General features: G+C 42.5%; 12 protein-coding genes and 1 pseudogene. 10 read left to right on the forward strand and 3 right to left on the reverse strand.

Annotated features, from left to right (window positions below; all coding sequences use genetic code 11):
• A partial coding sequence (locus UNSWCS_RS01430; protein WP_035143330.1) for a 2-hydroxyacyl-CoA dehydratase family protein occupies positions 1 to 817 on the reverse strand: 817 nt, incomplete at its 3' end.
• Positions 804 to 1,580, reverse strand: coding sequence for an acyl-CoA dehydratase activase (locus tag UNSWCS_RS01435; RefSeq protein WP_035143331.1), 777 nt, complete (start codon positions 1,578 to 1,580; stop codon positions 804 to 806). The genes UNSWCS_RS01435 and UNSWCS_RS01430, both read right to left, overlap by 14 nt.
• A 166-nt stretch (positions 1,581 to 1,746) precedes the next feature.
• Between UNSWCS_RS01435 and UNSWCS_RS01440 the strand changes: the two genes are divergently transcribed.
• From UNSWCS_RS01440 to UNSWCS_RS01460, 5 genes are read left to right on the forward strand one after another with little or no spacing between them, the layout of a single operon-like run.
• Complete coding sequence (locus tag UNSWCS_RS01440; RefSeq protein WP_021087072.1) at positions 1,747 to 2,415, forward strand: CsgG/HfaB family protein; 669 nt, start codon at positions 1,747 to 1,749, stop codon at positions 2,413 to 2,415.
• Positions 2,400 to 2,798 carry a DUF4810 domain-containing protein gene (locus tag UNSWCS_RS01445; RefSeq protein WP_021087105.1) on the forward strand — a complete coding sequence of 133 codons (399 nt, stop codon included), beginning with the start codon at positions 2,400 to 2,402 and terminating at the stop codon, positions 2,796 to 2,798. Before UNSWCS_RS01440 ends, UNSWCS_RS01445 begins: the two co-directional genes overlap by 16 nt.
• Positions 2,788 to 3,465, forward strand: a complete 678-nt coding sequence (locus UNSWCS_RS01450) for a DUF799 domain-containing protein (RefSeq protein ID WP_021087065.1) — start codon at positions 2,788 to 2,790, stop codon at positions 3,463 to 3,465. The genes UNSWCS_RS01445 and UNSWCS_RS01450 overlap by 11 nt, the downstream gene beginning before the upstream one ends.
• Positions 3,466 to 3,468: 3 nt before the next feature.
• Positions 3,469 to 4,371: a DMT family transporter gene (locus UNSWCS_RS01455; protein ID WP_021086997.1), complete on the forward strand. Its 903-nt coding sequence runs from the start codon at positions 3,469 to 3,471 to the stop codon at positions 4,369 to 4,371.
• Positions 4,349 to 4,771, forward strand: coding sequence for a hypothetical protein (locus UNSWCS_RS01460; RefSeq protein ID WP_021087012.1), 423 nt, complete (start codon positions 4,349 to 4,351; stop codon positions 4,769 to 4,771). Before UNSWCS_RS01455 ends, UNSWCS_RS01460 begins: the two co-directional genes overlap by 23 nt.
• An 888-nt stretch (positions 4,772 to 5,659) precedes the next feature.
• On the opposite strand, the gene typA is transcribed toward UNSWCS_RS01460, so the two are convergent.
• Positions 5,660 to 7,462 carry a translational GTPase TypA gene (gene typA, locus UNSWCS_RS01465; protein ID WP_021087066.1) on the reverse strand — a complete coding sequence of 601 codons (1,803 nt, stop codon included), beginning with the start codon at positions 7,460 to 7,462 and terminating at the stop codon, positions 5,660 to 5,662.
• 1,175 nt (positions 7,463 to 8,637) lie between these two features.
• Here typA and UNSWCS_RS12720 point away from each other — a divergent pair.
• The 5 genes and pseudogenes from UNSWCS_RS12720 to UNSWCS_RS01490 all read left to right on the forward strand — a co-directional run.
• A pseudogene (locus UNSWCS_RS12720) lies at positions 8,638 to 8,911 on the forward strand (flagellar hook-length control protein FliK); the annotation flags it as partial.
• Positions 8,912 to 9,032: 121 nt separating this feature from the next.
• Positions 9,033 to 9,740 carry a flagellar basal body rod modification protein gene (locus UNSWCS_RS01475; RefSeq protein WP_021087001.1) on the forward strand — a complete coding sequence of 236 codons (708 nt, stop codon included), beginning with the start codon at positions 9,033 to 9,035 and terminating at the stop codon, positions 9,738 to 9,740.
• Positions 9,741 to 9,745: 5 nt separating this feature from the next.
• Positions 9,746 to 11,347: a flagellar hook-basal body complex protein gene (locus UNSWCS_RS01480; protein ID WP_021087089.1), complete on the forward strand. Its 1,602-nt coding sequence runs from the start codon at positions 9,746 to 9,748 to the stop codon at positions 11,345 to 11,347.
• Between the two features lie 165 nt (positions 11,348 to 11,512).
• Entirely contained in the window at positions 11,513 to 12,082 is a 570-nt protein-coding gene (locus UNSWCS_RS01485; protein WP_021087024.1) for a cytochrome c-type protein TorY, read from the forward strand.
• A 20-nt stretch (positions 12,083 to 12,102) separates the two neighbouring features.
• Positions 12,103 to 14,544, forward strand: a complete 2,442-nt coding sequence (locus tag UNSWCS_RS01490) for a molybdopterin-dependent oxidoreductase (protein WP_021087002.1) — start codon at positions 12,103 to 12,105, stop codon at positions 14,542 to 14,544.
• Positions 14,545 to 14,956: the final 412 nt, after the last annotated feature.

A 14,956-nucleotide genomic window follows, 5' to 3' on the forward strand; every position in this document is an offset into this window, starting at 1 on the left:
AAGCCACCACGACGCCGCCTGCCTCTTCTATGGCTGGTACGATCTTGTCATAGACCCCGCCACTTGGACAGCCTGTGATGATGATGCGTTTGGCGTCCTTATGTACGGGTGAAATTTTGTCTCTCACGCACTCTTTTAGCTTATTTACGATGATCTCAAGGTCGCTTATCTGCTCCTTTTTATCAAATATAAAGCCATTTCCATATAGCAGTGCGTGAAGCTCTTTGCCATTCATCGGTGGTGGCGTTAGCTTCATGAAATTTTGTATTTCGCCCATCAGCTCGCGCTCTTTGTTAAATAGCTTGATAGAGTTTCTAAGCTCCTCGTCGCTCACTTTCACGTCAAATTTAACCTCCAGCCGCTCCTTTAGCTCCCTAACCTCATCTTGCCAAAGCTCCAAGCTCTTTTGGCTCTTGAAATGTGGCAAGTGCATGACGTGGACGTCTTTAAATTCACCCATTAGCTCATACATCTTTTTCTTGCCGTCGCAGGTAGTCTCGCCGATAACGATATCGGAGTTTCGCACAAATGGGCACTTGTTTGCCTTAGCAAAGCCATAGCTTGCCTTTATGAGCGGACAGAGATTTTTAGGCAGGTACTTTTCGCCTTCAACCACGGCGTTATCGCCAGTAGCGCAGACACTCACGCTGTGGGCATTTGCTGCGTGGATGATCTCTCTTGGCGTGTAGGTGCAAAATATCGCTGCGATCTTTTGACCGCTATTTTTGACCGCTTCGACGTTTTGGGCTAAACTTTTCTTAGCGCCATCATAAGTAGCGAAAATTTCGCTCAAACTCATACTCTCATTTATCGCCATTTTCTCTCCTTAAATTTCTTATCCCTGCAAGGCTAGCGCCTATCGCACCGCAGTAGATCGCATCTTCGTGTGTGCTGACCTTGGCCTGCAAGCAAACTTCTAAATTTTCTCTCACATACTCGCTCTTGCTAAAGCCACCGCTTAAGAAATAGCTCGTATTTGCCTGTTTTTTGACCAAATTTGAAATTTTATTTATAGCTGAGACGATCACCGCTTTTGCGATATTTTCTCGTGAGATATTTTGAGCGATGAGACTTATGATCTCAGACTCCGCAAAGACCGTGCACATCGAGCTTATGGATATATCTTCGTCGCTATTTTTAGCAAGGCGTGTAAGCTCATCAAACCTAACTCCAAGGCGGTTTGACATCACTTCAAGAAATTTACCAGTGCCGGCTGAACATTTATCATTCATCGTAAAGTCCGTCACCGAGCCATTTTCAAGCTTGATAGCCTTCGTATCTTGTCCGCCCACATCTATAACTGTGCAGTCGCTTTTGCAAAAATAGTGCGCCCCAAGCGCGTGACAAGTGATCTCTGTAAGGGTTTTATCAGCGTATGGCACCGAGACTCTGCCATAACCTGTCGCTGTAAAATATAGCTCGCCAAGGTTTAAAGCTAAAACTCGCTCTTTTATAAGCATGGCCGTATCTGCGCTACTCCAGCCTGTTGGCAGTAAAAATAGCTCCTTTATCTCGCCGCTAGCTTCCATGACTGCTACTTTTGCAGATGTTGAGCCTATATCGATTCCGATTGAATGCATTTTGTATCCAAAAAAGGTCTTTCTAAAACTTAGAACTGGCGTGATTTTACTCCCTTTAAGACAAATTTGTCAATAAATAAGACTAGATTTACGGCTAGATTAATTTTAAAGCTATTTAAAAGGAATTTTAGTAATATATGAAGATTTTTATCATAAAAGGATATATATGAAAAATGTTTTAAAATTTAGTGCAGCTCTAGTGATCGCAGCGCTTTTTGCTGGATGTGCAAGCGAGAGCTCAAGAGTGGTTGAAACTCCAAAAGTAGCAAGCTACGGCTCAGTTTATAACGGACAAAAAGTCTCAGTTTCTATTGGCCGCTTTAATAACCAATCAGCCTATCAAAATGGCGTTTTTGGTGACGGCGAGGATAGGCTTGGCAACCAAGCGCAAAGCATCTTGATAACAAATTTACAGCAAAGCGGTAGATTTTCAGTGCTTGATAGATCAAATATGAAGGTGATCAAGCAAGAGAGCGAGCTAAACAAAGAGGCTCAAAATTTAAAAGGCTCAAGATACGTCATAACTGGCGATGTGACCGAATTTGGCCGCAAAACAACAGGCGATCACCAGCTATTTGGCATACTTGGCAGAGGCAAAAAGCAAACTGCCTACTCAAAGGTAAATTTAAACGTTGTCGATACCAAAACCGCAGAGGTCGTCTACTCAGTTAGCGGCGCTGGCGAATACACCCTTTCAAACAGAGAAATCATAGGCTTTGGTGGCTCAGCAGGATACGACTCTACGCTAAATGGCAAGGTGCTAAGCCTAGCTATCATAGAGGCCGTAAATAACCTAGTAAACGGCATAGAGAGCGGAGCATGGCAAGTAAAATAAAACTTACCTGCCTTGTGCTTTTTGCGCTATTACTTGCAGGCTGCAATCAACCAGATACACCAAGGTCGCTTTACTACTGGGATGGCACGTATAACAATGCTTTATACACATATCTAAATGAGGGCGGCGATACAAACGAGCAAATTTCACGCTTAGAAAATTTAGTCCAGCTCTCAACGCAAAAGGGCTACAAAATCGCCCCTGGCGTATATGCACACCTTGGACTTTTATATCTAAATAATGGAAATTTAGGCATTGCAAATGTAAATTTTGACAAAGAAGTGCAAAATTTCCCAGAGTCAAGGGAGTATATAAATTTCATCAAGGGCTCAAAAAATTTAGTTCAAACGCCTAAAGTAGAGGAGGCCAAAAATGAAAAATAGCCTTAAATTTATAGCCGTGGCTCTTTTGGCGATATTTTTTACTGGATGCTCCGTAAAAGAACCTGAGCCATACGACTACACCGCCTTTTTACAAAAAAAGCCCCACTCTATCTTAGTGCTCATGCCAACAAACGATAGCACCGATGTAGCTGGCTCAGCAGCAGTGCTGGCTAACGCAGTAGCCCCGCTTAGTGAGGCTGGATACTACGTATTTCCAGTGGCTCTTGTAAATGATACATTTAAGCAAAATGGCATAACCGAACCAAGCGAGATCGCCGCCGTCCCACTAAATAAGCTTGATAAAATTTTTCAAGCCGATAGCGTGCTTTACATCAACATAAAAGAGTACGGCACAAGCTATGCCGTTATTTCAAGCTCGACAAGAGTTGTCCTTGAAGCAAAGCTAGTCGATATAAAAAACGGAGCTACCCTCTGGAATGGAACAGCAACAGCCATCGAAGATAGTAGTAGCGGTCAAAGTAGCCTCCTTGGCATGCTAGTCTCAGCCGTCATCTCACAGGTGGCAAATACCATCTCAGATAAATCATATGATCTAGCGGCAATGGCCGATGCCTATCTCTTTTCTAGCAACTGCCACAACTGCATACTGTATGGGCCATATTCGCCACACTACGGCAAAGACGCCCAGCTACATAAAGATAGATAAATTTTGTCCAGCCATCAACTTGGAGTGCTTCTTACGCTAGTTGGTGGCGTACTTTGGGGGTTTAGCGGAGTTTGCGGACAGTATCTCTTCTCGCAGGGCATAAGCGCTGATTTTTTAGTACCTTATAGGCTCTTGCTAGCTGGCTCAATTATCGTGCTTTACTACGCTTTTAAGGCTCCAAAGGCCGTTTTTGCGCCACTTACTGACGTAAAACTGCTAGCAGAGCTTCTTATATACGCCATACTTGGGCTCATGATGACGCAGTATGCTTATTTTTACTCGATCGAGCTCTCAAACGCCGCAGTTGCGACCGTCATTCAATACACCGCTCCAGTTCTCATCCTAGCTATCATCTGCCTAAAAGAGAGGCGAGCGCCAAGGCCACTTGAAATTTTGGCACTACTATGTGCGATGTTTGGGGTCTTTTTTCTTGCTACGCACGCTCAAATTTCAGCCCTTGTCATCTCACCAAAAGCGCTATTTTGGTGCTTAGTAAGTGCTGTTTGCGTCTGCGTTTACAACCTTGCCCCCACAAGACTAAATGCCAAATATTCCGTAGCTCTGACCCTTGGCTGGGGCATGGTGATAGGTGGCGTGGTGCTTTGCCTTTATATGAGAGTTTGGGAGCTCACGGGACTTAGTGGCACGGCGCAGTGGCTAGCATTTTTCGCCGTTATCACGCTTGGCACGATATTTGCATTTAGTTTTTATATGACTGGAGTTAAGCTCATAGGCGCCTCAAAAGCTAGCATGATAGCTTGCATAGAGCCACTAAGTGCGGCCTTTTTTGACTATTTTTGGCTTGGGACGAAGTTTGTCTTTTGGGACTTTTTAGGCTTTGCTCTCATCATATCATGCATATTTTTACTTTCAAAGAAGAGAGATGATATACCTAGCGCAAACTGACACGACGGCCGGCTTTTTAAGCAAGGACTACAAGGAGATAAACCACGCCAAAATGCGAAACGAGGGCAAACCTTGCCTCATCACGACGGCTAAATTTAGCGTTTTACGTGAGCTTGCAAGAGCACCAAAAAAATATAAAAATTTCATCCGTCGCTCGAGAAAGACGACATTTTTATATCCAAATTTAAAGGCGATCAGAGTCGTAAAAGAGTGCGAACACGAGAAATTCCTAAGCAAATTTGACTGGCTTTATTCAAGTAGCGCAAATAAAAATGGTATGAAATTTGATGAAGCTTGGGCTAGAAGCGTGGCTGATGAAGTTGTTGATGAGCATTTTTTTGAAGATATGCCATCAAAAATTTATAAAATTTCAAAATCCAAACTAAAAAAGATCCGTTAGTTAAATTTGCGCCCTGCACTTTTTATAAATTTAGGTAGCTTTGTTGTGGTTTGAGGTGATAAATTTGCCAAATTTCACAGCTTGCTGAGTGGTTTTGAAAGCTAGTTTTTAGACAAGGTCTAAATTTAATCTACTAATTAGATAAATTTACAAATATCCAAACTAAATTTAGCCCTTCGCTTGCTATAAATCTCGCTTCAGACTACATTTTAAAATTTAAAGTCTGCTAGATGCTTTAGCTAAGCACTGACAGATGTAAATTTGAGCCAATATCTAAAGCTGCCCACCATAGCCAAAATTTAGATCACTCAAACTCTACCAACTCACATAGATTTACAAATTTAGAGCAAGAAAGGACTAAATTTCATTAAATTTAGTCTGTTTGTGCGGATAAAGTAGCCACTCATAGCAACGCCACTACAATCACGCAAGTAAATTCAGTCAAGCGACAAATTTAAATTTTAGCCACTATCAAATTTTGGATACAGAGATAGTCAAATAAGCAAATTTAACAGCCCCAAAACCTAAATTTAGCCATTTTGCAAATTTAAATAAGCAAAATCAATCACCACAGCTGATTGCTTTTGTGGGCAAAAATAGTCTTTGTAAAACGCAAACTACTCTTTAAATTTATCGTGACGGCATCAGATCGGACAAATTTACTTATCAAGCATAAATTTACAAATTTGAAGCGCCAGAACCCAAAAAACAAAAAGTAGCTTTTATAAATTTACAGCAGCCAAAACCCAAATTTGACTAAATTTAGCCAGCTCCATTTGGCACAAACAGATAAATTTACAAACTAGATTATTAAATTTGCTTTTGGGGATTAAATTGACTTGCTAGCCCTTTGGCTGGTACCAAAGGGAATTTGCTAGCAAATTTGGATTATAGTTTTGCTTTTCTTTTGCGCTCTGTTGGGTCTAGATAGCGCTTACGAACGCGGATATTTATAGGCGTAACCTCGACTAGCTCGTCATCTTCTATCCACTCTAGCGCGCGCTCAAGGCTTAGCTTTCTAGGCGGTACTAGTTTGATCGCATCGTCACTACCGCTTGCACGCACGTTTGTTAGGTTTTTGCCTTTTATTGGATTTACATCAAGGTCGTTTGGACGGCTATGCTCGCCGATGATCATGCCCACATAGACTTTTGCTTGTGGATCAAGAAATAGCACGCCACGATCTTGCAAGTTAAATAGCGAATAAGCAAGCGTTACGCCGTTTTCCATCGAAACTAGCGCGCCATTTGTTCTATGCTCGACGGTGCCGCTAAGTGGCCTAAACTCCAAAAAGCTGTGGTTCATAACACCCTCGCCTTTTGTATCAGTCAAAAACTGGCTTCTAAAGCCAATAAGACCGCGCGCTGGGATCTCAAATTCGATCCTTGTTTGGCCGTCGCCTGTTGGGTTCATAGAGACCATTTCAGCCTTTCTTTTGCCAAGTTTTTCGATGACTGTACCTGTCGTATCATCAGGCGAGTCGATCACTAAAAGCTCGTATGGCTCGCACTTTACGCCGTTTATCTCTTTTACGATGACCTCAGGTCTGCCAAGTAAAAACTCATAGCCCTCGCGGCGCATATTTTCAGCCAAAATGGTGATCTGAAGCTCACCACGACCGCTTACTTTAAATTTGCCCTCGCCGATGTTTTCATACTTCATCGCGATATTTGTCTTCATCTCATTTGCAAGGCGCTCATCGATCTTGTTTGATGTGACGTGTTTGCCCTCAGTGCCTGCAAGTGGGCCATCATTTACAGAAAATACAACGCTAAGTGTTGGCTCTTCGATATGGAGCGGATCAAGCGGATGAGGGTTGTTTGGATCAACGACGCTATCGCCAACGTCAAGCGCGTCAAAGCCAGCGATCGCTACGATGTCGCCAGTGCCAGCCTCGTTTATATCGATCCTATCAAGTCCCATAAAGCCGATGAGTTTTGAAATTCTACCAGTTGTCTTTGTGCCATCAGCCTTTGCAAGCATAACGTTTTGGTTTTTAGCTATTTTGCCGTTAAAAATCCTCGCAATGCCGATCTTGCCGACGTAGTTGTCATAATCAAGCGTGAAAACTTGAAGCTGAAGTGGGTTATCGTCGCTACCACTTGGAGCTGGTACGTGAGCTAGGATAGTCTCAAAAAGTGGCTGCATATCTTTGTTTTCATCACTTAATTTTAGCTTTGCGTAGCCATTTTTTGCAGCTGCATAAACGACTGGAAATTCTAGTTGCTCGTCATTTGCGTCAAGTGCGACAAAAAGGTCAAAAATTTCATTTATAACGCGGTCTGGATCGCCAGCTGGTTTATCTATCTTATTTACGACGACGATTGGGCGAAGTCCAAGAGATAGCGCCTTTTTGACGACAAATTTAGTCTGTGGCATAACGCCCTCTTGCGCATCAACAAGCAACAAAACGCCATCAACCATCTTAAGAACACGCTCTACCTCGCCACCAAAGTCGGCGTGGCCTGGGGTGTCGATGATGTTGATCTTTGTATCTTTGTAGCGAATGGCGGTGTTTTTAGAAAGGATCGTGATGCCACGCTCTCTTTCGATGTCGTTGCTGTCCATTACACGCTCGCCAAGGTTTTGATGCTCATTAAATGTTCCTGACTGCTTCAAAAGCTCATCAACCATTGTTGTTTTACCGTGGTCGACGTGCGCGATGACGGCTATATTTCGTATCTTTTCCAAATGTTTCTCCGTTTATTAGTTTGATATTTTTCGCTTCATCAGTTTTTAAATAGGGGCAGATTATAGCCAAATTTTTATAAATTTTAAGCTGATATCAAGAAATTAATTTTTGGAATAGATTTTGCATGTAAGCGTTAAGTTTTTAAATTTAAAGGGATTAAATGCAAGCTTACACAGCGAAAAACAACGTAGATTTGCTAGCTCCTGCGGCTACTAAAAAGCCTGCGGCTGCGAAGAAGTCTCAAAACAACGGCGAGTTTTTGTCGATGGTTTTGGATGCGGCTGCGAGCAAAGCAAATAGCGGTCAAAAGATCACCGAAAAGGATGTCAAAGAGATAGTAAAAACTGTTGATATCCAAAAAGAGACGATAGAAAAGGCGCAAAACGAAAGCGTGGCAAAAATTTCGGCCGCACTTGAAGAAAATTTGGACGAAGATACAAAAAATGAGCTCTATGAAAATGCAAATTTCATGCAGCTTTTGCAAGTTTTAGAGATACTAAACGGCAATGAAAAGGTAAGTAAATTTCCAAATTTCAGCGACAAAATAGCAAATTTTTTAAGTGTGCCCCAAAACGTCGAAGAGCTTAGCAACGTTAAAAGCGTTAACGATCTTATCGACCTTGCTAAGAAATTTGACCTTGGCCTCGAAAATATAGAAATTTCAAATGAAGATGTGCCAAAACTAAACGAGATGTTTAAAAATTTAGGCAAACAGGAATTCTTCACGCCGATAAAGACTGAGGACAAGCCTTTTTACCTAAAAGAGCTAAAAAACGAGGTCGAGCAAACTATCATCAAAAACGAGCCAAAAGAGGTCGTAAAGCTTGATACTTTGCTAAAAGAGGTTATGGCAAATCCAGTCAGCGAAGTTAAAAATTTAGTCAAAGAAGAGCCTAAAAAGCTAGATGATAGTGAAGTAAAGCTTGATGATGAAATAGTGGATATTGAGCCAGATGAGCAGCCAAAAGAGCCAAAAGTAAAGGTAAATTTACACGAGCAAAAGGCGCAAAAAGCCCCAACTCTTGAGTCGCTACTCTTTCCTGAAAGAGAGCAGATGAGCGAGGCTGAGCCAAGCGAGGAGACATTTAGTAGTGATAATAAATCAGAGCTAAATCAAATGGTAAAAGATATCGCAAATAGCGCTAAACACCAGCTTCAGACAAAGGCGGAGATAAAAGAGACGCTTAGTAATTTCTCTTCTACGCTAAAAGAGCAGGTGCAAAACTACAAAGCACCGATCACTCGCTTTAACATCACACTTAACCCGCTAAATTTAGGCGAGGTCGAGATCACGATGGTTAATCGCGGCAATAATTTGCATGTAAATTTTAACTCTACAACAGCTACGATGAACCTCTTTTTACAAAACCAGGCTGAGTTTAAAAACAGCCTTGTAAATATGGGATTTACCGAGCTTGAGATGAATTTCTCAGATCAAAACCAAAGACAAGAAAAAAGAGAACAAGCAAAAAACAAATATAGCTCAAATCAAAGCGATGAGAGCGAAAACGGCCAAGCGGAACAAAGCTTGCTTGAGCTAGTAATACCAAGATATATTTAGGAGAGATTATGGCTTCAGTTTCAGATATAACTACACAAACAACGCAGCAAAAAAACGCCGAGAAAAAGGCAAAAGCAAGACAAGACGCTGCAGCTAGCACAGGAACTAATCCAAATGGACAGCTTGATAAAGATGCATTTATGAAGCTACTTTTGACAGAGCTTCAGTACCAAGACCCAACAAGCCCTATGGATACTGAAAAGATGCTAACGCAAACTAGCCAACTAGCATCAGTCGAGATGCAAGAGAACACAAACAAAGCGATGAAAGAGCTAGTAAGTCAGCTAAAGTCAAACGCAAATGCCTACGCTATCTCAGCCCTTGGCAAGATGGTCTCAACTGGCTCAAATGCAGTCACGCTAACAGATGAGAAAAAAGATGCAAAATTTGCGCTTTATTTTAAAACAGATCTTGCAAATGGCAAAATCGAGATCAAAAACGCAAATGGTCAAGTTGTAAGAACAACTGATCTAAACGAGACAAATGCAGGCGTTCATAACCTAGCTTGGGACGGCAAAGACGCGTCTGGCAACCAAGTGCCAAATGGCTCATATACCATTTCGGCAACTTACACTGGCAAAGATGGCAAAGAGTACAAAACACAAATAGGCAACTACCCAGTCGAGGCGGTGAAATTTGTAGATGGCAAGGCTATGATGAAAGTAGCTGGCGAATACGTTTCTATGGATAAAGTATCTGAATACTACGAGGGCTAAAAGCCATGATGAGAGGTTTTTACAACGGGGTTAGCGGCATCAAGACGCAAAGCTTTGGCATGGATGTTTGGTCAAACAACATCTCAAACATAAACAATGTCGGTTTCAAAGCTTCAATCCCTGAGTTTAAAAATTTAATAAACCAAAACCTAGTCTCAGCAGGAAGTGGCCCAACTAGCGATCAAGTGGGACTTGGAGCTACCAAACAAACGACTGCACTTGACATGTCAAATGGTAGCTTTCAAAGCACTGATAACAACTTTGACCTTGCCATAGGAGGAGATGGCTTCTTTGGCGTTGTCGATAAAACAGGTAAAAACTACTACACAAGAACAGGCACTTTTGACATAGATGCGGCTGGAAATTTAGTAGATACTAGGGGAAATTTACTCCTTGGCACGCTTGCAAATTTCACTCCAACCACGCCAAGTGCGAGCGCTCTTAAAAAATATGGTCAAACCTCAAGCGCCCCACAAGCTTACACGGTCTCGCAAGAGGAGCTAAGTCTGGGCGATCCTGGCTCGCAAAAGGGCATAACACTGCCTCATTTTTTATTTATGCCAGCTGAGGCCACTACAAACATCAGCCTAAAAGGCAACCTAAACTCAAGCCGCATAACAGATAAAAAAACGACAGCCCTTGAGGCTAGCGAATACGCCTACACGCTTGATAATACAAACAAGACGATCTCACTAAACGGACAGATCCCGCTAAGTACCACATCACTTGGCGCAAAAGCTGGTGACAGCGTGGTCGTAAAAGTAAAAGACGGCGATGGTAAATTTAGCGAGTTTTCAACCACACTTGAGGGTGACGGCACTTGGCAGATAAACGACAAGAGCCTTAAATTTATGGATTTTGCAAATTTAGAGGTAAATGCTGAAGTCACCTCGCTCGTTGAAGTGCCAAACAAAGAGAAACTAACCTCTGACATCTACAACGCAGACGGCACAAAGAGCCTAGTTACTATAAATTTAACCAAGCAGATCCCACAAGCTGGCGACCAGACTATCTGGGACGCGGTGGCAACGATAACTGATGCTAGCGGAGCCGTGCAAAATACGGCAATGGGCTCGCTTACATTTAATGGCAGTGGCAGGCTTGTCACAAATACACTAACGAGCGTTGGCGGCGTAAATTTAAACTTCGAGGGCGACGGCGATGCGGATGTTTATAACGGAATGATGAGCTCAGCAAATGCCAGAAAAGACTTCAACATAAAAAGAGATGGCTACGCTGAGGGGCTTTTATCAAAATATAGCGTCGATGATCGTGGAAACATCATGGCAAATTTCGACAATACGCGAGCATTTCCAGTGGCAAAAGTAGCCCTTTATCACTTCATAAACGACCAGGGCGTGGCAAAGGTTGGTGACAATCTCTATGAAGCAACAGCCAACTCTGGCGAGCCATTTTTTTACAAAAACAAGGCTGGCGAAACCGTTTATGGGGCGCAAATTTTGGCAAACAAGCTTGAGATGAGTAACGTCGATCTTGGTCAAGCACTAAGCGAGGTGATCGTCACGCAAAAGGCCTACGAAGCGAGCGCAAAAAGCATCACGACAAGCGACGAGATGATACAAACTGCTATCCAGATGAAGAAATAATCCTTAAAGTAAATTTGGGCGAGCAATCGCCCTATTTTATAACTTTAAATTTACTTTATACCTTTCAAATCCCCTAAAATACTTACTTTTCTCTAAATATAGCAATATAATTTTAAGCGTGCTGGTTATAAAATTCATTTAATTTCTTTTTTTAAGGATTGTCAAATGAAAATGCTATTTTTAGCCCCAGTGCTAGCTTGTAGTCTTGCCTTTGGTGCTGATGTGATCGCAAAAGATGCAAACATAACACTTGATGGCAAGATGATCGGTAAGATCGAGGTTTTAACGCCAGTTGAAGTCTTAGAAAAAGGCGATAAAACGAGTAAGATCAAGGTTAGTGGTGTAGTGTCGGCAAACTACTTGGCTCAGCTTCAAAGAAGCGTAGAAGATCCTGAAGTTTTTGTAGCTTTTGATGACGAGAGCGAGGCAAATTTCAAAAAAGTAAAAGATCTTGAAGATGACTACGGCGAGGTTTGGTATCAAGTTGATGGGCTTTATGAAGTGCCAAATGACGCGCTTGGTGGCAACCAAAAAGAGCTTTACGCAAAGGCTAAGAAAATTTACGAAGAGACCTGCTCAGCATGCCACAGACTGCACGAGCCAAACAGCTTTACAGCTGCTCAGTGGCCAGCAAATTTATCTGGCATGGTTGATGCGAAATTTGTCGCACTTGACGAAACTGACCTAAATTTAGTGCTTAAATACCTACAACACAATGCCAAAAAAGTAAAATAAATTTTCATAAGGGAGAAAATATGAAAAGACGAGATTTTATAAAATTTTCTGCACTTGCTGCCACAGCGGCGCAGGCAAACAAGATAGAGGGCGTAACAAAGACCATTTTTGACCAAAACAAAACCTTTGGCGCAAATAGATTTGGGCTATTTTGGGCAAATACCAACTCAAACCAAATCGTCTCTGTTGATCCATTTGAGGGCGATAAATTCCCAAATACTATGAACAACAGCTTACCAGACCTCATCCAAAATGAAAGCCGCGTGCTCTATCCATACGTAAGAAAGAGCTACCTAAAGGCAAAGGGCGCAGCAAAGAGCGAGCTTCGTGGCAAAGAGGAATTTGTGCGCGTTAACTGGGAGACTGCACTTGATCTAGCAGCAAAAGCCTTAAAAGAAAATTTTGATAAGTATGGCCCTGAGAGCATCTACGGCGAGTGCTACTGGTGGGGCGGTAGCGGCAAGATCAGCTGGGGTAGGACTGTTGGTCACAGGATGCTAAAAGTGCTTGGCGGATATGTAGAAGAGAGCGGCGACTACTCAACGGGTGCTGGCCTTGTTATCATGCTTCACGTCCTAGGCAACAGCGCCGTTTATGATGCTCCGACAAAGTGGGAGGCTATCGCTAAAAACGCTAAAAATGTTGTATTTTGGGGCACTGACCCACTTGTAACTGATCAAATTTCATGGCAACCACCAACACATGATGGCTATCTTGGCATCAAAAAGATAAAAGAGGCAGGCATAAAAACTTATAGCGTTTGCGTCTTTAAAAACGACACCACAAGATACCTTGACTCTGAAGCTATCATCGTTCGTCCAAATACCGACGTAGCAATGATGCTTGGCATGTGCCACTATCTATATGAAAACAAGCTTTATGACGAAGAATTTATCAAAAAATACACAGTTGGCTTTAATAAATTTAAAGACTACCTGCTTGGCACAACCGACAAGGTAGTCAAAGATATCAACTGGGCTAGCAAAATTTGCGGAGTAAAAGCTGAGGATATCGCAAAATTTGCAACAGCACTTGCAAAAGAGCCAAGCGTCATCATCGCAGGCAGATCACTTCAAAGACAAGATCACGGCGAGATGAGCTTTTGGGGTATCGTAACACTTAGTGCGATGCTAGGTCAGATAGGCAAAGAGGGTCTTGGATTTGAGTTTAACCTCAACTACGCAAATGGCGCTACAGACAAGATCGCTCCGTCGCTAAAAGGCATCAGCACCAGCATCAGCGAGAAATACGACAACGTAGATGGCGCTCCTTGGAAGAAATTTAAAAACGTCACCATCCCATCTTCAAGATCGATCGAGGCTTTGCAAAACCCTGGCAAAGAGATAGACTATGACGGCTCAAAGATCAAGCTCCCACACATGAGAGTGGCTTACATGGCGTCTGGATCGATGTTTACAAGGCATCAGGACGTAAATAACGCCGTAAAAGCGTGGCGTAAATTTGACACCGTGATAACTGCTGAGCCATTTTGGACAAGCACAGCAAAACTAAGCGACATCGTCTTGCCAGTAGCCCTTGAAGTCGAGAGAAATGACATCAACCAAAGCGTGCCTACAAACGAGTACATCGTGGCTTACAAGCCTGTCGTAGAGCCTATGGGCGAGAGCAGGAGTGACTACTGGATCTGCTCACAAATCTGCAAACGCTGGGGCAGAGAAGAGGTCTTTACAGAGGGCAAAGATGAGCTTGGCTGGGCGAAAGAATTTTACGCAGACGCAGCCGAGCAAGCCAAAGGCATAAATGTCAAGATGCCAAGCTTTGATGAGTTTTGGAAAGAGGGATATGTTAGATTTGAGCAAGATGACGAAGCGAGCAGATACTACACAAGACTTAGCGCTTTTAGAGAAAACCCTCACAAAAACCGCCTAGGCACGCCATCTGGCAAGATAGAGCTCTACTCTCCAACTATCGCTAAATTTGGCTACAAAGACTTTGCGCCGCACGTTGCTTGGATCGAGCCGTTTGAGTGGCTTGGCAGCGAAAAAGCCAAAAAGTATCCATTTAGCGTCACAACCCCACACTCAAGATATCGCCTCCACTCACAGCTAAATAACTCAATAATCAGAAACTACGCTGAGGTGAGCGCTAGAGAGCCAATGCTAATAAACGTAAATGACGCCAAAGCAAAAGGCATCGCAACTGGCGACGTGGTGAGAGTATTTAACGACAGGGGCGAAATTTTGGTCGGCGCGCTTGTCACTGACATCATCCCAGAGCACGTCATCGCCATCTGCGAGGGTGCGTGGTACGATCCTGAAGTGCTAGGCGAAAAGAGCCTTTGCAAACACGGCTGCGTCAATGTCCTAACTCGCGACAAAGGCACATCTAGCATCGCTCAAAGCAACTGCGGACACACGATCCTTGTAAATTTAGAAAAATACAAAGGCGAGATCAAGCCGATCACTGCGTTTTCTAAACCAAAAATTTTACAGTCACTGTAAATTTCTAAATTTAGCCCTCGCTTGGGGGCTAAATTTGATCATTTGCTGTTTTTAATCAAAATCATCTTGTGGTTGTTTAAATTTGACCCATAGTTAGTCTAATCAACCTGCCATAAGGCGCTAAATATCACTTATCAGAAATAACAGCTGGCGCTAGAATTTATCTATGAAACCAAAAACGATCACTACTAAATTTACATTTTCGTAAATTTAGGCACGCTTTATTGTCTAAACAAAAGGCCACTACGCAAACAAATTTCTATATCTTTAAAAAGGCAAACTACTATCTAAAAGCGCTTTTAGATCAAGCTGATTGCTGAGTAAATTTCGAAGCAAGTGTAAATTTGGCTAAAAATTTGCTAGTAAAATTTTAGATTTAAGTCCGATACTACTAAATTTCATCGTAAATTTT

Origin of the sequence: Campylobacter concisus UNSWCS (assembly GCF_000466685.1) — a bacterium.
Lineage (GTDB): Bacteria > Campylobacterota > Campylobacteria > Campylobacterales > Campylobacteraceae > Campylobacter_A > Campylobacter_A concisus_A.

Excerpts from the sequence above, each read along its gene's own strand:
- UNSWCS_RS01450 (WP_021087065.1), top strand. The coding sequence starts at position 2,788 with ATGAAAAATAGCCTTAAATTTATAGCCGTGGCTCTTTTGGCGATATTT.
- UNSWCS_RS01435 (WP_035143331.1), bottom strand. The coding sequence starts at position 1,580 with ATGCATTCAATCGGAATCGATATAGGCTCAACATCTGCAAAAGTAGCA.
- UNSWCS_RS01490 (WP_021087002.1), top strand. The coding sequence starts at position 12,103 with ATGAAAAGACGAGATTTTATAAAATTTTCTGCACTTGCTGCCACAGCG.
- UNSWCS_RS01485 (WP_021087024.1), top strand. The coding sequence starts at position 11,513 with ATGAAAATGCTATTTTTAGCCCCAGTGCTAGCTTGTAGTCTTGCCTTT.
- UNSWCS_RS01475 (WP_021087001.1), top strand. The coding sequence starts at position 9,033 with ATGGCTTCAGTTTCAGATATAACTACACAAACAACGCAGCAAAAAAAC.
- UNSWCS_RS01480 (WP_021087089.1), top strand. The coding sequence starts at position 9,746 with ATGATGAGAGGTTTTTACAACGGGGTTAGCGGCATCAAGACGCAAAGC.
- UNSWCS_RS01460 (WP_021087012.1), top strand. The coding sequence starts at position 4,349 with ATGATATACCTAGCGCAAACTGACACGACGGCCGGCTTTTTAAGCAAG.
- UNSWCS_RS01440 (WP_021087072.1), top strand. The coding sequence starts at position 1,747 with ATGAAAAATGTTTTAAAATTTAGTGCAGCTCTAGTGATCGCAGCGCTT.
- UNSWCS_RS01445 (WP_021087105.1), top strand. The coding sequence starts at position 2,400 with ATGGCAAGTAAAATAAAACTTACCTGCCTTGTGCTTTTTGCGCTATTA.